Raw genomic sequence first — 18,349 nt, forward strand, 5'->3', positions numbered from 1 at the left:
GCGCGTCCGAACCCGCCCTCCCGAGCCCACCGATCAATGCCGAGCGCCTGCTGCAACTGATCACCGATGAATACGAAAGCCTGCCGCGCCAGCTCAAACGCATCGCCAGCTACATGAGCCAGCAGAGCGACCGGATCATGGTCGACCGCATCAGCGACATCGCCCGGGAATGCGAAGTGCACCCCTCGGCCATCGTCAGGTTTTCCCAGCGTTTCGGCTTCAGCGGGTTCAGCGAAATGCAGGCGTTGTTCCGCGAGGCCTACACCCACAAGACCACCCCGGTACAGAACTACCAGCAGCGCATCCGCAGCATGATCGCCAACAAGTCGCAGAAGGCCAGCGGCGGCGACCTGGCCCGCGAATGCGTCAACGCGACCCTCTCGGGCATCGAGCGCCTGGGGTTGGAGCTGGACGACCAGGCGTTCGAAAAGGCCGTGGACCTGGTGGTCAACGCCGACAACATCTATGTGGTGGGCGTGCGCCGTTCGTTCGCGGTGGCCGATTACCTGGTCTACAACCTGCAACACACCAATAAGCGCATTCACCTGGTGTCCGGCCTGGGCGGCAGTTACCGTGAGCAGATGCGCAGCGTGCGCGCCAACGACCTGGTCATCGCCATCAGCTTCACGCCCTATGGCAAGGAAACCCAGCACTGCCTGCGCATTGCCCAGCATCACCAGGCCAAGACCCTGATCATCACCGACAGCAACCTGTCGCCCCTGGCCAAACGGGCCAACGCGGTGCTGCTGGTCAACGAAGGCAGTTCGTTCGCCTTCCGTTCGTTGAGTGCCACGTTGTGCCTGTGCCAGGCGTTGTTCATCGCCGTGGCTTACCGACTGGAACTCAAGGTCGATGAAATCCATGAACAGGTCGGGTTCGAGGATTAACGCCGCGCCCGCCGATAAAACGCTGAAGGAGAAGCCATGAGATTGATCGGCATGCTGGACTCGCCCTACGTGCGACGCGTCGCCATTTCCGCCAAATGCCTGGGGGTTCCCCTGGAGCACGAGTCCGTTTCGGTGTTCAGGCATTTCGAACAGTTCCAGCACATCAACCCGGTGGTCAAGGCCCCGACCCTGTTGCTGGACGATGGCAACGTGCTGATGGACTCCACATTGATCATCGATTACCTGGAGGCCTTGGCCGCGCCGGGGAAAAGCTTGATGCCGGCCGACCTTGGACAACGGGTGCGCTCACTGCGCCTGATTGGATTGGCCTTGGCGGCCTGTGAGAAGTCGGTGCAGATCTACTACGAACGCAACCTGCGGCCGACGGAGATCCAGCACGCGCCTTGGGTTGAACGCGTGGAAGGCCAACTGGCTGCGGCCTATGGAATGCTGGAGCAGGAACTGGAGAAGCAGCCGCTGGGCACTGATGGCAACCTTGATCAGGCCGGTATCACCGTGGCAGTGGCCTGGAGCTTCACCAACCTGGTGGTGCCGGACCAGGTACAGGGCAAGGCTTTCCCATTGATCAGCGCGTTTACCGCCTATGCCGAAGGGTTGGAGGCGTTTGTCAGTACGCCGATGGAATAACTGGCTATGGCTGACCTGTGGGAGCGAGCTTGCTCGCGATAGCGGTGTACCAGTCAACATCGCTGCTGGCTGACCTGACGCTTTCGCGAGCAAGCTCGCTCCCACAGGGATTTATGGTGGGTGCAGAGTCTGTGAGCCCCCCACAGAGTTTCTTCAAGCCAGTTCCATTTCCTGGGGCTTTACTGTCGGCACCACCTCGAAGCGATCTTCCAGGAACGGGGTGATGTCCAGCGGCAACGGTTCGTTGTTCACCAGTTTATCCAGCAGTACCCCGGTGATGGCCGAGGTCAGGATGCCGGTGCGGAAATGCCCGCAGGCATTGAGATAACCCTCCACTCCGCGCATCGGCCCCAGGATCGGCAATTCATCAGGAGACCCCGGGCGCAGGCCGGCCCAGGTTCGCTTCAGGTTGATGTCGACCAACTGCGGGATACAGCGCACCGCGCCTTGCACCAACCCTTCGATCTCCGGATAGGTCGTGGTCACGTCGAAGCCTTTGTCTTCAGTGGTGCTGCCAATAAGGATTTCACCGTTGTCTTTCTGCGCCACATAGCAGTCGCTGGTGGTCAGGCAGCCATTGAGGATCTTCGGCATGCGCTCGGTCAACAGGATCTGCCCCTTGACCGGCTTGACCGGAATCCGCACGCCAGTGGCCTGCTCACTCAGGTCCGCCGCCCAGGCACCGGCCGCGTTGATCAGGGTCCGGCAGTTGAACGTCCCCGCCTCGGCGGTTTTCACGCCTGTCACCCGCGTGCCGCTGCGCAGTACCTCGGTCACGCTGGTGTTGAAGAACAGGTCGACACCGTTCTGCCGGGCGCCTTCGGTGTAGGCGTCGGCCAGACGGAACGGACTGACCTGATGATCGCAGAGAAACTCCAGCGCCCCCAGGGCTTCATGGCTGACATTCGGTTCCGCCTCACGCAGGGCAGCCTGGTCCAGCCAGCGCACCTGGTCTGCCAGGTGGGGAATGCAGGCGACGATGTGCTCGGCGTACAAACGGTCTTCATCGTCGTAGATCACGAACTTTAGCCCGGTCTCCTCGAACTTGAAATCCATGCCGTGGTTGTCGATCAGCTCGCGGTGCAACTGCGGATACATTGCGTTGGACTGCAAGGCGAAATCAAAGAACGACTGGGGCAGGATGTGCGGCGTGCTGGCGTCCACCGCCACTGCGGCGCCCTGGGTCTGGCGCTTGCGGTTGGCCGACATCATGCGAAAGAAGATCACCCCGCAACCCAGGCCCACCGACTCGCCAATGGCCCACAGGCCACCGGCCGACGCACGGGTCGCGTTGCCGGGGCGCTTGGCGTCGATCAGGGCGACTTTCAGGTGCTTGCGCTTGGACAGTTGATAGGCACAGGAGGCCCCGATCACACCGCCACCGGCGATGACCACGTCATAATCCTTAATCATGGGAAACGGCCTCCATGCCGACGTTCTGGAACGCTGAAAAGGGAATCGGATCGATGGGGAAACGCGGCCGCAGCCAGCCCACGTCGGCACGCCCGGTGGCCTCGCGCAAGCGGTCGCTGCAGTAGCCGACGCACATCCGCCCCTGGCAATCGCCCATGCTCACGCGGGTGCGCATCTTCAGGCTGGCCATGTCCTGCACGCCTTGCTCCAACGCCCGGTCGATGTCGGCGCGGGTGGCGTGCTCGCAGCGGCAGATCACCGTATCGGCGGCCGGCAATGCGGTTTGCCCGGCGCCACGCTGGGTGTAGCGATCCACGGCGGCGCGAAAGCGAATGATCCGCTCCAGTTGCGCCTGGTAGCGTTCGCGGTGCGCCAGGGCCGTGGACGGATCCAGCACGTTGCGTTGCATCAGGATCGACAGCGCCGCGATGCGTCCACTCAGCATGGCCGCTTCACCGCCGCGAATCCCGCCCATGTCGCCGGCCAGGTGAATGTGCGCTTCGCTGCTTTGTTGCCAGGCATCGGACGCGGCCCGCAAATAGCCGTCGTCGCTGAAACCGTGCTCCAGGCCCATTTGCTGGCTCAATTGAGTCCGCGGGATAAACCCGTAGCCAACCGCCAGCGTCTGCGCCGGTACCTGTTCCGCGCGCTTGAGGTCGGGTTCCCAGCTCGTGGAATAAGGCGCGACGGTAACGACGCTCAACTCACCCTCGCCGTCAGCCTGCACCACGCCCCAGCCATAGCGCACGGGAATGCGATTGAGCTTGAGGTAGGCCAGCATGCTCAGGCCGTCGAGGAACAGTTGCGGCTTGTTCAGCAACGCCAGGCTTTCCTTGGCGATCCGGCCGAACGCACAGGCCTCATACACACCCGCCACCGCCACGCCCGATGCGTGCAGTTGGCAAGCCACCAGCGGCAACAACGGACCGGTGCCAGCGATCACCACCGGGCTCGGCGGCTTGACCACACCGCTCTTGATCTGCAATTGCAGGCCGCCAAGCATCATCACGCCCGGCAGGGTCCAGCCAGGAAACGGCACGCTGCGCTCGTGACAACCGGCCGCCAGGACCAGATGGGAATAGGCGACCTCGCCCAGGCGCTCGTCGGCGTCCAGCAGCATCAGCGCCCGGAAGCCTTCGGCACCGATGACACGGCTGCTCAATCGCACGTCGATCAGGCCGGCGTGTTGCTGGAATTCACCGTGGAGTTTCTCCAGGGCTTCGCTGTAGCGCGGGCCCAGGTAATCCAGGCGCACGCCATCGCGCAACGGCCCGCGATACACCACGCCACCCAGGCGCGGCGCCTCTTCTAGCAAGGTGCAGCGCACGCCGTGGGAGGCCAGTTCAATGGCCGCGGCCATGCCCGCCGGCCCACCGCCGACAATCACCGGATCGAGGCTCATGGCGCCTCCGTTTCGGGGATGCGGTTGACCCGGGTTTCGATCTGCATGCCAGGGCGTACCAGGGTCTGGCAGGCGCGGCGCTTGTGGCGACCGTCGATCCTGACCAGGCAGCATTGGCACACGCCCATGCCGCAGTATGCGCCGCTGATCTGGTCGTGATCGTTGCGGGCCACCTGGCGTTGACCCAGGGCCTGGATGACGGTGAGGACTGTTTCACCGTGGGCAGCGCTGACAGCCTGCCCGTCCAGGCGCACCGTCATGTCGGCCTGTGCCAGCGGCTGGATATCGAATTTTCGGCGTAGAAGGTCTGAAGGTTGCATCATACGGCTCTTCCTTGAAGATTCTGTGGGGGGCTCGGCTCCTTGCGGCGCACCATCACCGGTTCGCATCAGTACCCTGCAGCGGAAGCGCGCCAAAACAGGGCAACGGACGCCACATGATAGTGCGCACGAAATTTATGTTAGGGATTATTTGTGACCAAGTGTTGATCCAGGCCAGCGAAACCGCTCGCCGGCTCATGAACTTTTTTTCAGAAAGCCGACAGGTATTCTTTGGCAGAATGCTGCGCAATAGCACCAACTTCCCCACACGGTACCGCCCATGAACCGCATCCTGACCATCGAAGACGACGCCGTGACCGCCCGTGAAATCGTCGCCGAGCTGACCCGCAACGGCCTGGACGTCGATTGGGTCGACAACGGCCGCGAAGGCCTGGAACGGGCGGTGAGCGGCGACTACGACCTGATTACCCTCGACCGCATGCTGCCCGAGCTCGACGGCCTGGTGATCGTCACCACGCTGCGCACCATGGGCGTGGCCACGCCGATCCTGATGATCAGCGCCCTCTCCGACGTGGACGAGCGGGTCCGTGGCCTGCGGGCCGGCGGCGATGATTACCTGACCAAGCCGTTCGCCACCGACGAAATGGCCGCCCGGGTCGAAGTGCTGCTGCGGCGCAACAATGGCGCCCGCGAGCCGGAAACCGTGCTGCGGGTAGCCGACCTGGAGCTGAACCTGATCAGCCGCGAAGCCAGCCGCAACGGGCAACTGCTCAGCCTGCTGCCCACCGAATACAAGCTGCTCGAATTCCTGATGCGCAACAGTGGGCAGATCCTCTCGCGCATGATGATTTTCGAGGAAGTCTGGGGCTATCACTTCGACCCCGGCACCAACCTGATCGATGTCCACATCGGCCGCCTGCGCAAGAAAATCGACCCGCCGGGCCTGGAACCGCTGATTCGCACGGTACGGGGTTCCGGCTATGTCATTGCTGAACCCCGCTAAAGGCTGGCGCTCCTCCAGCAGCCGCCTGCTGGCGCTGTACAGTTCGCTGTTCGTGATCTGGAGCGCGATCCTGATGGGGGTGATGTATTACGAAGTGTTTGGCTACCTCGATAGCCTGGCCAAGCACTCCCTGATGCAGCGCCAGCACCTGTTTGCCCGGATCCATGGCGATCAACTGGAAGATGCGCTCATGGCCAGCCTGACGCTGGACGAGCGCGGCGTCGACGCCTACGGGCTGTTCGATCCGCAACTTCGCCACTTGAGCGGACCGATCATGCGGATCCCGTCGGACCTGCCGTTGGACGGCAAGATCCACATGCTCGGCGGTTGCGTCGATTCCGACGACCCGAGCGTGCCCTCCGACAGTTGTGACGCGGTGGCGAGCCGGACCCAGGACGGCCGCTGGCTGGTGCTGGCGCGGGACAATGGCTCGCTGTTCGCCGTGACCCGCATCATCTTGCACGCGCTGTTCTGGGGTGTATCGCTGACGGTCCTGCCGGGTATCGCCGGCTGGCATCTGCTGCGTCGCCGACCGTTGCAGCGGATTCGCAAACTGCAGGCCAGTGCCGAAGCCATCGTTGCCGGCGACCTGACCCATCGCCTGCCGCTGTCGAGCCGGCGCGACGAACTGGACATGCTGGCGGCGATCGTCAATGCCATGCTCGACCGCATCGAACGCTTGATGAATGAGGTCAAGGGCGTGTGCGATAACATCGCCCATGACCTGCGCACCCCATTGACGCGTCTGCGTGCCCAACTTTATCGCATCCAGCAGCAAGCGCCGGACGGCTCGCCCGAGGCCTTGCAAATGGACCAGGTGATTGCCGAGACCGACACCCTGATGGCACGGTTTCGGGGGTTGTTGCGGATTTCCGAGCTGGAAGATCAGCAGCGGCGCTCGGGCTTCGTGCGCCTCGACCCGTTGCAGTTATTGCAGGAGCTGCATGACTTTTACCTGCCGCTGGCCGAGGAAGGCGAACTGTCCTTCATCCTCGAGGTGCCTGATGCGCTGCCCCTGCTCAACGGCGACCGGGCATTGTTGTTCGAGGCCGTGTCGAACCTGCTGAGCAACTCCATCAAGTTCACCCCACCGGGAGGCACGGTGATCCTGCGTGGGGTCGATCAGGGCGACAGCACCCGCATCGAAGTGCTCGATTCGGGCCCGGGCATTCCCGAGGCGGAGCGCAAGGCCGTGTTTCGCCGCTTCTACCGTGCAGAGGGCAGCAGCCAGCACGGCGGATTCGGCCTGGGCCTGTCGATCGTCGCGGCGATCGTCAATCTGCATGGGTTCACGCTGGAGGTGGGCAGCTGCGAACACGGCGGCGCGCGCTTGGTGCTCGATTGCCGGGGGACGTTGTTGTAAATACTGAAGGGAATGAAGTGCAAACACATACTTGTGGCGAGGGGATTTAGCGAAACGTCGCACCGCCCCGTTCGAGTGCGAAGCGCTCGCCATCGCGAGCGCTGTACAAAATTTGGGGCTGCTTCAGCCCAACGGGAATAAATCCCCTCGCCACAATGGATTCCGCGCATCTGGTCTATCAGGGATCACTGCGATGCAACGGGATGTTCTCAAGCTCATAGCGCAGCTCGTCGATCAACTTGGCGATGCTCTCTTCCGAGCGGACGCTGTCGACACTCATGCCACTCACCACCAGGTCCACCTCACCGCTTTCACGGTGATACAAACGCACGGTGAGGGTGCCGTCGCCATTGAGGCTGCATTCGCAGGCCAGCGGCGTAAAGCTTTCTTCGAGGCGGGCACGCAAAGGGGCCAGATGGGTCATGCGATGCACCTCAGCCCCGGGGGCGCAAATGAACGGTGGACAGCGCCGACCTCCTGGTCCGCATAGGCATCCTGTCGCGCTCATACTGGGTTGGTTCGCTGCACATTGTGGCGTATTCCTTGACTGTTTCGTGGGGGACGCGACATCAGGGACGATGTCGCACACTGACAGCCTAAGGAACCGTATCCCCATGCAAAACCCGAATTTGCACCAGCATGCCCGGTGCATTTGCACTGGCTATCATGGTGCCTTCATTCGCCATTCGTTAGCGAACAAACCCCGCTCCCGTGCCCAGACAATCGCCTCGCTGCGGCTATGGACATCCAGTTTCGAATACAGCGTAGCGACGTGATTGCGCACGGTATTGGGCGCCAGCTTCAGGCGCGCGGCGATTTCCTTGTCCGCCAGGCCTTCGCAAATCAGCCCCAGCACGTCGCGCTCCCGGGCCGTCAGCTCGGTGAATGACACACTGGGCACTTGGGCGTTGATGCTCTTCACGTTAGCCAATTTTTCAATCAGGGTCCGACTGAACCAGGAAGCGTCTTTCATCACCTCTTCGATTGCCGCCACCAGCTCCAGCTCCGAGCGTTTGCGCTCGGTGATGTTCATCAGCACCAGCAGATAGCAAGGCTTGTCCTGGATGAGCACCGTATCGGCGGCGACCTCACAGTCGATGAGTTCGCCGCCCTTCTTGTGCACCTTGACGTCGATACTTGAAACAGCGGCAGCCTTTTCCAGCCGCGCAAACAGCGCGACGCTGGCGTCCTTGTCGAGAAAGCCGATTTCCTCCACGGTTTTGCCCAACAGTTCTTCGCTGGCGTAACCGGTGGTCTGGAGAAACGCCTCGTTGATTTCCAACAACTGTTGCTCGGCGCTGCACACCAGGGTGGGTACGGGCGACAGGCGGAACGACTTGGCAAAGCGCTCCTCGCTCTGGCGCAGCGCGGTTTCTGCCTTGCGTCGCGGCTCCATGTCCATGAAGGAAAACAGCATGCAGTCTTCGTCGTGCAGGTCCAGCGGCTGGCCGGCGACGATCACCTGCTTGGTGGTGCCGTCGGGCAATTTCAACTCGGCCTGCATTTGCGGAATGGTCGCGCCCTGCCCCAGGCGCTCGATGGCCAGGTCGCGTCTTTCGGCGGCTTCAAGCACATCAAGCTCATACACCGAACGCCCGATCACCTGCTCGCGGCTGTAGCCGGTCATCTCCAGGAACCCCGGATTGACCTTGATATAACGCAGGTCACTGAGGCGACAGATCACCGCCGGTGCCGGGTTGGCCCCGAAGGTTTTCTCGAAGCGCTGCTCGGCGCTGGCCCATTCGGTGGCATCGCTGAGGATCAGCACGAGAAGCTCCGGTTCGCCGTTGCGGTCGGCCAGCACCATGCTGCGGATCCGATGCACCCAGGTGCGATCCGGGTCGGCCTGGGGCGTGACTTCCACCAGCACATCGCTGAACTCATCGCCACGGGCAACCCGGGCGATGGGGTAGTTGTCGTCGCTCAGCGGGTGGTTGTTGCGATAACGCAAATTGAAACGCCGGGCATATTGCCTGGCCGTGGTGCCCAGTTCACTAAGGTCCTTGACCCCGTGCATCGCCAAGGCCGCCGCGTTGGCCCAGGCAATGGTCTGGTCGACCTCGATCAACATCACCCCGTCGGACAATCCGGCAATGATCTGCAGCAATTGACGACGGTTGGTATCGGTGGTCGGGACTTGCTGATTCATTGGGTCTCCATGTGGTCAGTAGGTTTCAAGCATGGATGCGTTGAAGGTTACGACCACATGGGTTTGCAATAGTGCATCGGCCCTTCAAGCCGCCATGCGCCCCTCGGCAATTGCTTGTGAGGCGGCCAGCATCGCTCGCAGCAGCACCGCGCAACCGGCGGCGAGGTCGTCGGGGGCGGCGTTTTCGATTTCGTTGTGGCTGATGCCACCTTCGCAGGGCACGAAGATCATCCCGGCCGGGCCCAGTTCGGCGAGGAAGATCGCGTCATGGCCAGCGCCGCTGACGATGTCCAGGTGGGACAGGCCCAGTCCTTGGGCAGCGCCGCGTACGGCGTCGACGCAGCCCTTGTCGAAATACAGCGGCGGGAAGTCGGCCGTGGGTTTCAAATCGAAGGTCAGGCCGTGTTGCTGGCAGGTGTCTTCGATCATCTGCTTGACCTCGGCGATCATCGAATCCAGCCGAGCCGGTTCCAGGTGACGAAAGTCCAGGGTCATGCGCACTTCGCCGGGGATGACATTGCGCGATCCCGGATAGGCTTGCAGGCAACCGACCGTGCCGCAGGCATGGGGTTGATGACCCAAGGCGGCGCGGTTGACGGCGCCGACGATGATCGAGGCGCCCACCAGGGCGTCCTTGCGCAGGTGCATCGGAGTCGGGCCGGCGTGGGCTTCGACGCCGCGCAACGTCAGGTCGAACCACTTCTGCCCCAGCGCGCCCATTACCACGCCGATGGTCTTGCCTTCGTCTTCGAGGATCGGCCCCTGCTCGATGTGCGCCTCGAAATACGCCCCCACCGGATGCCCACTGACCGGGCGCGAACCGGCATAGCCGATGGCATTGAGCGCCTGACCAACGGTGATGCCTTCGGCGTCGACCTTGGCGAGGGTTTCTTCGAGGGTGAATTTTTCCGCGAACACACCGGAGCCCATCATGCACGGGGCGAAACGCGAGCCCTCTTCGTTGGTCCACACCACCACTTCCAGCGGTGCTTCGGTTTCGATGTTCAGGTCATTGAGGGTGCGCAGCACCTCCAGCCCGGAGAGCACGCCAAAGCAGCCGTCGAACTTGCCACCGGTGGGCTGGGTATCGATGTGACTACCGGTCATTACCGGCGGCAGGTTCGGATTGCGCCCCGGGCGACGGGCGAAAATATTGCCCACCGCATCGATGCTGACGGTACAGCCCGCCGCCTGGGTCCATTGCACGAACAGGTCGCGGGCCTGGCGGTCGAGGTCGGTCAGGGCCAATCGGCACACCCCGCCCTTGACCGTGGCACCGAGCTGGGCCAGGTCCATGAGCGATTGCCACAGGCGATCGCGGTTGATGTGCTGATGGGTGGATTGCAGAACGTCGATGGCTGCGTTCATGGGGATCTCCATTTTTCCAGGCATGTTTTTGGTGTACTTGAGGCCGCCATCGCGAGCAAGCTCGCTCCCACAGGGGATCTGCATCCACCCAAATCCAGTGTGGGAGCGAGCTTGCTCGCGATGAGGCCCTCCTTCACACCGCTGTTTTGGCAACGGACGGGCTTGCTCGCATACTGCACAACCCGTAATAAATCACCCCGCCCAGCGCCGAGCCGGTGAACCAGCCGTAGCTGTAGAACCAGCTGAACGCATCGCTGCCCAGGGACAGCAGCGTCAGCACCACCGGCACGCCGAAGGCAATGAAGCCGTTCCAGTTCCACGCCGGGTAAACGTCGTCGCGGTACAGCCCGGCCAGGTCCAGTTGCTGTTTCTTGATCAGGAAATAATCCACCACCATGATCCCGGCAATCGGCCCCAGCAGGCTCGAATAACCCAGCAGCCAGTTGGAATAGACCGACTCGAGGCTGACCTCGGACACGATCAGGCCAAGTTTCTTCAGCAGCTCGTGGGCCATCAGCGCCAGCCCCACCAACCCGGTGAGCATCACCGCCTTGGTGCGGCCGATCAGTTTCGGCGCCAGGTTCTGGAAGTCGTTGGTGGGCGAGACAATATTGGCGGCGGTGTTGGTCGAGAGCGTGGCGACGATGATCAGCACCATGGCCAGGGCCACCCACACCGGGCTCTGGATGTGCCCGATCAAGGTCACCGGGTCGGAGACGGTCACCCCCACCAGTTTTTCCGAGGCCGCGGTCATGACCACGCCGAGGGAAGCGAACAGGAACATGGTCAACGGCAGGCCGATGATCTGCCCCACGATCTGGTCTTTCTGGCTCTTGGCGTAACGGCTGAAGTCCGGAATGTTCAACGACAGCGTGGCCCAGAAACCGACCATGGCCGTCAGCCCGGCCAGGAAATAGCTGGTCACGCCGGCGCCTTCCGGGCGTTTGGCCGGGACCGCCATCAGCTCAGTCAACGAGACATTGGGCAACGCCCACACCAACAGCCCCGCCCCCACCAGCACCAGCAGTGGCGCAGACAAGGTTTCCAGCCACTTGATCGACTCGGCACCGCGCAGCACCACCCACAGGTTGATGACCCAGAACACCATGAAACCGATCACTTCGCCGGTGCCACCCAGACTCTTCCAGCCTTCGAACACCGAACCAAGAAACAGGTGGATCGCCAACCCGCCGAACATGGTCTGGATGCCGAACCAGCCACAGGCCACCAGGGCGCGAATCAGGCACGGCACGTTCGAGCCGATTACACCGAAGGACGAGCGCAACAGCACTGGAAACGGAATGCCGTACTTGGTTCCGGCAAAGGCATTCAGGGTCAGGGGGATCAGCACGATGATGTTGGCAAACAGAATCGCCAGCAGCGCCTCGCCCACCGTCAAGCCGAAATAGGCGGTGAGCACGCCGCCGAGGGTGTAGGTCGGCACGCAGATCGCCATGCCCACCCACAATGCGGTGATGTGCCATTTGTTCCAGGTTCTCTCGTGCACCTTGGTCGGCGCGATGTCGTGGTTATAACGGGGGCTGTCGAGGACGTCGCTGCCGGCTTCAAGCTCGAACAACCCGTCGCGCTCAGTCACTGTTGATCTGGTCATGTCCGCTCCACTGTTTTCATTATTTTTGCTCATCGACTGGCGATGGCCGGAGTACTTGCACGCGTGCTACCGACCACCCCGCCAGACCACGACAGCACTCAATAACCGTGCCGAATAACGCGCCGAGCTGACCGGACGATCGATATAACCTTCTCAAACATTTGATATCTAAAGATTTAAAGCCATTTAATCGCCCTGCTTCACTTTGTGCTCATCGACTTGAGGCTAGATGACCTGTACGTCCTGTCGAGTTCGAGATTCAAAGTGGTGCACCCCGAATCAAGGCGAGGTGTCTGGGCCGCACTTCAAGCGCTTTCAAGCCGCTGATTTACCATGACAAATCTCGCTCAAATAACGATCCTGTCAAGTGCGTCAAAATGGTGAGCAGGCTCACCATTTTGGTGATTCTAAAATTTAATTCTTTAATTTCAATTAGTTAACAACCTAACAAGCTTATAAAAAATAATCTTGATCATTTCAATAACTCCAGCTAGCGTCTAATCCTGACATTCGTGACAAGAATACAAATCTGCACGACGTCGTCACTTAATAACCGTGATCGATAAAACATAAAGAACCGGCAACAGTCGGTCATGCCTGCGAGGAACTCGGAATGTCTCTGTTGATCCGTGGTGCCACCGTTATTACCCATGATGAAAGTTACCGCGCCGATGTGTTGTGTGCCGACGGCGTGATCAAGGCCATTGGTGAAAACCTGGATGTTCCGGCCGGCGTCGAAGTGCTCGATGGCAGCGGCCAATACCTGATGCCCGGCGGCATCGACCCCCATACGCACATGCAGTTGCCGTTCATGGGCACAGTCGCCAGTGAAGACTTCTTCAGCGGCACGGCGGCGGGCTTGGCCGGGGGCACTACATCGATCATCGATTTCGTGATTCCCAACCCCCAGCAATCGCTGATGGAAGCCTTTCATCAATGGCGTGGCTGGGCCGAGAAAAGCGCCAGCGACTACGGTTTTCACGTGGCCATCACTTGGTGGAGCGAGCAGGTTCGCGAAGAAATGGCCGAGCTGGTCAATCATCACGGCGTGAACAGCTTCAAGCACTTCATGGCCTACAAGAACGCAATCATGGCCGCCGACGACACTTTGGTGGCGAGCTTCGAGCGCTGCCTGGAACTGGGCGCGGTGCCCACCGTGCACGCGGAGAACGGCGAGCTGGTCTATCACCTGCAACGCAAGTTGCTGGCCCAGGGCATCACCGGGCCCGAAGCCCATCCGTTGTCGCGCCCTTCGCAAGTGGAAGGCGAAGCCGCGAGCCGCGCCATCCGCATCGCCGAAACCCTGGGCACGCCGCTGTACCTGGTACACGTGTCCACCAAGGAAGCACTGGATGAAATCACCTACGCCCGCAGCAAGGGCCAACCGGTCTACGGTGAAGTACTCGCCGGGCATCTGTTGCTGGACGACAGCGTCTATCGCGACCCGGACTGGCAGACCGCAGCCGGCTACGTGATGAGCCCGCCCTTCCGCCCGCGCGGGCACCAGGAGGCGCTCTGGCACGGCTTGCAGTCCGGCAACCTGCACACCACCGCCACCGACCACTGCTGTTTCTGCGCCGAACAGAAAGCCGCCGGGCGTGACGACTTCAGCAAGATCCCCAACGGCACCGCCGGTATCGAAGACCGCATGGCGGTGCTCTGGGACGAAGGGGTCAACAGCGGCAAATTGTCGATGCAGGACTTCGTCGCCCTCACCTCCACCAACACCGCGAAGATCTTCAACCTCTACCCACGCAAGGGGGCGATCCGCGTCGGCGCCGATGCCGACCTGGTGCTCTGGGACCCACAAGGCAGTCGCACGATTTCCGCCAAGACCCACCACCAGCAAGTGGACTTCAACATCTTCGAAGGCAAGACCGTGCGCGGCGTGCCCAGCCACACCATCAGCCAGGGTCGGCTGGTCTGGGCCGACGGCGACTTGCGAGCCGAGCGCGGCGCCGGGCGCTACATCGAACGGCCGGCGTATCCGGCGGTGTTCGATTTGCTGAGCAAGCGGGCGGAGTTGAATAAGCCAACCGCCGTGAAACGCTGACCCCAGGATCGTTCCCACGCTCTGCGTGGGAATGCCTCTGGGGACGCTCCGCGTTCCGCTTTGGGACGCAGAGCGTCCCGGGCTGCATTCCCACGCGGAGCGTGGGAACGATCGAGGCACCCGAAAAACCACTGCCCACCAGAGGCAGCACCTCAAACACCGTGAGGCCCACTCCATGATCCAGCCCTTGAGTCACCTCCCCCATTCCCAGGAAGACCCGGCCACCCTCGCCGCTCGCTTCAGCGACCTGGCACCGCCACTCAACGCGCGCCAGGCCCACCTGGAAGCCTCCCGGTGCCTGTACTGCTACGACGCGCCGTGTGTGAATGCTTGCCCAAGCGAAATCGACATTCCTTCGTTCATTCGCAACATCCACCAGGACAACGTCCAAGGCGCGGCGCAGAAGATTCTTTCGGCCAACATCCTCGGCGGCAGTTGCGCTCGGGTCTGTCCCACCGAGGTCCTTTGCCAGCAAGCCTGCGTGCGCAACAACGCCCAGGAATGCGCACCCGTGCTGATCGGCTCGTTGCAGCGCTATGCCGTGGACAACGCCCACTTCAGCGAACACCCCTTCCAGCGGGCCGCCGCCACCGGCAAGCGCATCGCCGTGGTCGGGGCCGGGCCGGCGGGGTTGTCGTGTGCGCATCGCAGCGCAATGCACGGCCATGAGGTGGTGATGTTCGAAGCCCGGGAGAAAGCCGGCGGCCTCAACGAATACGGGATCGCCAAGTACAAACTGGTGGACGATTACGCCCAACGTGAACTGGACTTCCTGTTGGAGATCGGCGGCATCGAAATCCGCCACGGCCAGAAACTCGGCGAGAACCTGAGCCTGAGCGACCTGCACCAGCAGTTCGACGCAGTGTTCCTCGGCCTCGGCCTGGCCGCCAGCAAACAACTGGGCCTGAGTGACGAACAAGCGCCAGGGCTGCTGGCCGCCACCGAGTACATCCGCGAACTGCGCCAGGCCGATGACCTCAGCCAGTTGCCCCTGGCCGACCGTTGCATCGTCCTCGGCGCCGGCAACACCGCCATCGACATGGCCGTGCAAATGGCTCGCCTCGGCGCCCGGGACGTCAATCTGGTCTACCGTCGCGGCCTTGAAGACATGGGGGCCACCTTGCACGAGCAGGACATCGCCAAGGCCAATCAGGTGCGCCTGCTGACCTGGGCCCAACCGCAACAGGTGTTGCTCGATGCCGCCGGGCATGTGTGCGGCATGCGCTTCTCTCGCACGCATCTGGAGAACGGTCGGCTGGTCATTGGCACCGACACCTTCGACCTGCCCGCCGACGCCATTTTCAAAGCCATCGGCCAAGCCTTCGACGACAACGCGCTGGTGGATCCGCTGGCCCGGGAACTCAAGCGCCAGGACGGGCGGATTTTGGTGGACGAAAACCTGCGCACCAGCATTCCCGGCGTCTATGCCGGCGGCGACTGCACCAGCCTGGACCAGGACCTCACTGTGCAGGCCGTGCAGCACGGCAAGCTCGCCGCCGAGGCGATCAACGCTCAACTGATGCTCAATGTGGAGGCTGCGTAAATGGCCGATCTGTCGATTGTCTTCGCCGGCATCAAAGCGCCCAACCCGTTCTGGCTGGCCTCCGCGCCGCCCACCGACAAGGCCTACAACGTGGTCCGTGCCTTCGAGGCCGGCTGGGGTGGCGTGGTCTGGAAAACCCTCGGAGAGGATCCGGCGGCGGTGAACGTGTCCTCGCGTTACTCGGCCCACTACGGTGCCAATCGCGAAGTGCTGGGCATCAATAACATCGAGCTGATCACCGACCGTTCGCTGGAGATCAACCTGCGGGAAATCACCCAGGTGAAAAAGGACTGGCCGGACCGGGCGTTGATCGTGTCGCTGATGGTGCCCTGCGTCGAAGAATCCTGGAAACGCATCCTGCCCTTGGTGGAGGCAACCGGCGCCGACGGCATCGAGCTGAACTTCGGCTGCCCCCACGGCATGCCGGAACGCGGCATGGGCGCGGCGGTCGGCCAGGTGCCGGAGTACGTCGAGCAGGTGACCCGCTGGTGCAAGACTTATTGTTCGCTGCCAGTGATCGTCAAGCTCACGCCGAACATCACCGACATCCGCGTAGCCGCCCGGGCAGCCCATCGCGGTGGGGCGGATGCGGTGTCGTTGATCAACACCATCAACTCCATCACCAGCGTCGATCTGGACCGCATGGTCGCCCTGCCCAGCGTCGGCAGCCAGAGCACCCATGGCGGTTATTGCGGCTCGGCGGTCAAGCCGATCGCGCTGAACATGGTCGCCGAAATCGCCCGTGACCCGCAGACTCAAGGCCTGCCGATCTGCGGCATCGGTGGCATCGGCAGTTGGCGCGACGCCGCCGAATTCATCGCCCTGGGCAGCGGTGCGGTGCAGGTCTGCACGGCGGCGATGCTGCATGGTTTCCGCATCGTCGAAGAGATGAAGGACGGCCTGTCGCGCTGGATGGACAGTCAGGGCCACGCCAACCTGCAAGCGTTCTCCGGTCGCGCGGTGGGCAACACCACCGACTGGAAGTACCTGGACATCAACTATCAGGTCATCGCCAAGATCGATCAGCAGGCCTGCATCGGATGCGGGCGCTGCCACATCGCCTGCGAGGACACCTCACACCAGGCCATCGCCAGCCTCAAGCAGGCTGACGGCACGCATAAATATGAAGTGATCGATGAAGAGTGCGTGGGCTGCAACCTGTGCCAGATCACCTGCCCGGTGCAGGACTGCATCGAGATGGTGACGGTAGACACCGGCAAGCCGTTCCTGGATTGGAACCATGATCCGCGTAATCCCTATCATGTCACTGTCTGAGGGTTAGGGTGCCTGGACTGGCGCCATCGCGAGCAAGCTCGCTCCCACAGGGGACCGGTTGTGAACACAAAATTTATGTTCACCACAAATCCAATGTGGGAGCGAGCTTGCTCGCGATGACGCCATCCGCTTCACCACAAAACCTCAAGGCTCCAACCCGATCCCCCGCAAAATCACACTGGTCACCGTCTGCACCGCCCGCTCGAACTGCATGTCCGACAGCGGCTGGTGGTCGTTGAGGATGTTGATCTGGTGGTCGAAGTCGGCGTAATGCTGGGTCGAGGCCCAGATCATGTAGAGCAGGCTTGAAGGCTCCACCGGGAGGATGCGTTTGTCCTCCACCCACTGGCGGATTTTCGCTTCCTTCATCTTCGCCCAGTCATAGAGGCTGGCGTCCAGCGCCTGGCCCAGCGTCGGGGCGCCGTGGATGATTTCGTTGGCCCAGACCTTCGAGCCGTAGGGCCGGCTGCGGGAGTGGTTCATCTTGGCGCGGATGTAGCTGCTGAGCACCACCCGTGGGTCGTCGAACATTTCGAAGCACAAGGCGTCCTGCTTCCAGACCTCCAGCAGATCGAACAGCACGGCGCTGTACAGTTCGCTCTTGGTGCTGAAGTAGTAATGCAGGTTGGAACGAGGCAATTGCACTTCGGCGGCGATGTCGGCCATGGCGGTGCTGCCGAAGCCTTTCTCGGCAAAGACCTTCTCGGCGGCCAACAGGATTTTCTCGACGTTACTGCGACGAATCTCGATCTTGTGATTGCCCATGAGGGCTCCCTGGCAACAGCGTTGACCAAGACTAGCATTCACCCACTTCTGAAAACACTGGGGATCCCTGTGGGAGCTGGCGAAGCCTGCGATCTTTTGATCTTGATTGATCGTTCCCACGCTCCTGCGTGGGAATGCCGCCAGGGACGCTCCGCGTTCCGCTTCTGGAAGGTGACGCAGAGCGTCACGGGATGCATTACCACGCAGAGCGTGGGAACGATAAGGGTGCGGCGGCGGTGGAAGATCGTTCCTCACGCTCCGCGTGGGAATGCCGCCAGGGACGCTCCGCGTTCCGCTTCTGGAAGGTGACGCAGAGCGTCACGGGATGCATTACCACGCAGAGCGTGGGAACGATCAGGCTGCGGCGGCGGTGGAAGATCGTTCCTCACGCTCCGCGTGGGAATGCCGCCAGGGACGCTCCGCGTTCCGCTTCTGGAAGGTGACGCAGAGCGTCACGGGATGCATTACCACGCAGAGCGTGGGAACGATAAGGGTGCGGCGGCGGTGGAAGATCGTTCCTCACGCTCCGCGTGGGAATGCCGCCAGGGACGCTCCGCGTTCCGCTTCTGGAAGGTGACGCAGAGCGT

The 18,349-nt window shown here is 62.1% G+C and carries 15 protein-coding genes; 7 read left to right on the plus strand and 8 right to left on the minus strand.

Features of this window, described 5'->3' with window-relative positions; genetic code table 11:
• Both KGA89_RS26765 and KGA89_RS26770 read left to right on the plus strand, forming a co-directional pair.
• Positions 1-887, plus strand: an 887-nt coding sequence (locus KGA89_RS26765) for a MurR/RpiR family transcriptional regulator (RefSeq protein WP_263297020.1), incomplete at its 5' end; no start/stop codon positions are given.
• Between the two features lie 36 nt (positions 888-923).
• Positions 924-1,535: a glutathione S-transferase gene (locus tag KGA89_RS26770; protein WP_223472966.1), complete on the plus strand. Its 612-nt coding sequence runs from the start codon at positions 924-926 to the stop codon at positions 1,533-1,535.
• A gap of 153 nt (positions 1,536-1,688) precedes the next feature.
• On the opposite strand, the gene hcnC is transcribed toward KGA89_RS26770, so the two are convergent.
• Genes hcnC through hcnA form a run of 3 tightly spaced genes read right to left on the minus strand, consistent with a single transcriptional unit; the run spans position 1,689 to position 4,673 of the window.
• Positions 1,689-2,948 carry a cyanide-forming glycine dehydrogenase subunit HcnC gene (gene hcnC, locus KGA89_RS26780; protein WP_223472967.1) on the minus strand — a complete coding sequence of 420 codons (1,260 nt, stop codon included), beginning with the start codon at positions 2,946-2,948 and terminating at the stop codon, positions 1,689-1,691.
• Positions 2,941-4,350, minus strand: coding sequence for a cyanide-forming glycine dehydrogenase subunit HcnB (gene hcnB, locus KGA89_RS26785; protein WP_223472968.1), 1,410 nt, complete (start codon positions 4,348-4,350; stop codon positions 2,941-2,943). The genes hcnC and hcnB overlap by 8 nt, the downstream gene beginning before the upstream one ends.
• Complete coding sequence (gene hcnA / locus KGA89_RS26790) at positions 4,347-4,673, minus strand: cyanide-forming glycine dehydrogenase subunit HcnA (RefSeq protein WP_003202893.1); 327 nt, start codon at positions 4,671-4,673, stop codon at positions 4,347-4,349. Before hcnA ends, hcnB begins: the two co-directional genes overlap by 4 nt.
• Before the next feature lie 277 nt (positions 4,674-4,950).
• Between hcnA and KGA89_RS26795 the strand changes: the two genes are divergently transcribed.
• Both KGA89_RS26795 and KGA89_RS26800 read left to right on the plus strand, forming a co-directional pair.
• Entirely contained in the window at positions 4,951-5,634 is a 684-nt protein-coding gene (locus KGA89_RS26795; RefSeq protein WP_039592999.1) for a response regulator transcription factor, read from the plus strand.
• Positions 5,612-6,997: a sensor histidine kinase gene (locus KGA89_RS26800; RefSeq protein ID WP_223472969.1), complete on the plus strand. Its 1,386-nt coding sequence runs from the start codon at positions 5,612-5,614 to the stop codon at positions 6,995-6,997. Before KGA89_RS26795 ends, KGA89_RS26800 begins: the two co-directional genes overlap by 23 nt.
• Before the next feature lie 178 nt (positions 6,998-7,175).
• Here the strand turns inward: KGA89_RS26800 and KGA89_RS26805 are convergent, their stop codons facing one another.
• The 4 genes from KGA89_RS26805 to KGA89_RS26820 form a co-directional block, all read right to left on the minus strand.
• Positions 7,176-7,421, minus strand: a complete 246-nt coding sequence (locus KGA89_RS26805) for a DUF1652 domain-containing protein (RefSeq protein ID WP_223472970.1) — start codon at positions 7,419-7,421, stop codon at positions 7,176-7,178.
• A gap of 240 nt (positions 7,422-7,661) precedes the next feature.
• Complete coding sequence (locus KGA89_RS26810; protein WP_223472971.1) at positions 7,662-9,146, minus strand: helix-turn-helix transcriptional regulator; 1,485 nt, start codon at positions 9,144-9,146, stop codon at positions 7,662-7,664.
• Positions 9,147-9,230: 84 nt separating this feature from the next.
• Positions 9,231-10,514 carry a Zn-dependent hydrolase gene (locus KGA89_RS26815; protein ID WP_223472972.1) on the minus strand — a complete coding sequence of 428 codons (1,284 nt, stop codon included), beginning with the start codon at positions 10,512-10,514 and terminating at the stop codon, positions 9,231-9,233.
• A gap of 133 nt (positions 10,515-10,647) precedes the next feature.
• Positions 10,648-12,126, minus strand: coding sequence for an NCS1 family nucleobase:cation symporter-1 (locus KGA89_RS26820; RefSeq protein WP_003202908.1), 1,479 nt, complete (start codon positions 12,124-12,126; stop codon positions 10,648-10,650).
• A gap of 613 nt (positions 12,127-12,739) precedes the next feature.
• Here KGA89_RS26820 and hydA point away from each other — a divergent pair.
• From hydA to preA, 3 genes are all read left to right on the plus strand, one after another.
• Positions 12,740-14,179 carry a dihydropyrimidinase gene (gene hydA, locus KGA89_RS26825; RefSeq protein WP_013693597.1) on the plus strand — a complete coding sequence of 480 codons (1,440 nt, stop codon included), beginning with the start codon at positions 12,740-12,742 and terminating at the stop codon, positions 14,177-14,179.
• Positions 14,180-14,354: 175 nt separating this feature from the next.
• Positions 14,355-15,722, plus strand: a complete 1,368-nt coding sequence (locus tag KGA89_RS26830) for an NAD(P)-dependent oxidoreductase (protein WP_003202910.1) — start codon at positions 14,355-14,357, stop codon at positions 15,720-15,722.
• Complete coding sequence (gene preA, locus KGA89_RS26835; protein WP_003202911.1) at positions 15,723-16,997, plus strand: NAD-dependent dihydropyrimidine dehydrogenase subunit PreA; 1,275 nt, start codon at positions 15,723-15,725, stop codon at positions 16,995-16,997.
• 144 nt (positions 16,998-17,141) lie between these two features.
• On the opposite strand, the gene KGA89_RS26840 is transcribed toward preA, so the two are convergent.
• Positions 17,142-17,762, minus strand: coding sequence for a TetR/AcrR family transcriptional regulator (locus KGA89_RS26840; RefSeq protein WP_003202912.1), 621 nt, complete (start codon positions 17,760-17,762; stop codon positions 17,142-17,144).
• Positions 17,763-18,349 lie beyond the last annotated feature (587 nt).

Source organism: Pseudomonas sp. A-RE-22, assembly GCF_019956035.1.
Classification (GTDB): Bacteria; Pseudomonadota; Gammaproteobacteria; order Pseudomonadales; family Pseudomonadaceae; genus Aquipseudomonas; species Aquipseudomonas brassicacearum.

Excerpts from the sequence above, each read along its gene's own strand:
- KGA89_RS26770 (WP_223472966.1), top strand. The coding sequence starts at position 924 with ATGAGATTGATCGGCATGCTGGACTCGCCCTACGTGCGACGCGTCGCC.
- hcnC (WP_223472967.1), bottom strand. The coding sequence starts at position 2,948 with ATGATTAAGGATTATGACGTGGTCATCGCCGGTGGCGGTGTGATCGGG.
- hcnB (WP_223472968.1), bottom strand. The coding sequence starts at position 4,350 with ATGAGCCTCGATCCGGTGATTGTCGGCGGTGGGCCGGCGGGCATGGCC.
- hcnA (WP_003202893.1), bottom strand. The coding sequence starts at position 4,673 with ATGATGCAACCTTCAGACCTTCTACGCCGAAAATTCGATATCCAGCCG.
- KGA89_RS26795 (WP_039592999.1), top strand. The coding sequence starts at position 4,951 with ATGAACCGCATCCTGACCATCGAAGACGACGCCGTGACCGCCCGTGAA.
- KGA89_RS26800 (WP_223472969.1), top strand. The coding sequence starts at position 5,612 with ATGTCATTGCTGAACCCCGCTAAAGGCTGGCGCTCCTCCAGCAGCCGC.
- KGA89_RS26805 (WP_223472970.1), bottom strand. The coding sequence starts at position 7,421 with ATGACCCATCTGGCCCCTTTGCGTGCCCGCCTCGAAGAAAGCTTTACG.
- KGA89_RS26810 (WP_223472971.1), bottom strand. The coding sequence starts at position 9,146 with ATGAATCAGCAAGTCCCGACCACCGATACCAACCGTCGTCAATTGCTG.
- KGA89_RS26815 (WP_223472972.1), bottom strand. The coding sequence starts at position 10,514 with ATGAACGCAGCCATCGACGTTCTGCAATCCACCCATCAGCACATCAAC.
- KGA89_RS26820 (WP_003202908.1), bottom strand. The coding sequence starts at position 12,126 with ATGACCAGATCAACAGTGACTGAGCGCGACGGGTTGTTCGAGCTTGAA.
- hydA (WP_013693597.1), top strand. The coding sequence starts at position 12,740 with ATGTCTCTGTTGATCCGTGGTGCCACCGTTATTACCCATGATGAAAGT.
- KGA89_RS26830 (WP_003202910.1), top strand. The coding sequence starts at position 14,355 with ATGATCCAGCCCTTGAGTCACCTCCCCCATTCCCAGGAAGACCCGGCC.
- preA (WP_003202911.1), top strand. The coding sequence starts at position 15,723 with ATGGCCGATCTGTCGATTGTCTTCGCCGGCATCAAAGCGCCCAACCCG.
- KGA89_RS26840 (WP_003202912.1), bottom strand. The coding sequence starts at position 17,762 with ATGGGCAATCACAAGATCGAGATTCGTCGCAGTAACGTCGAGAAAATC.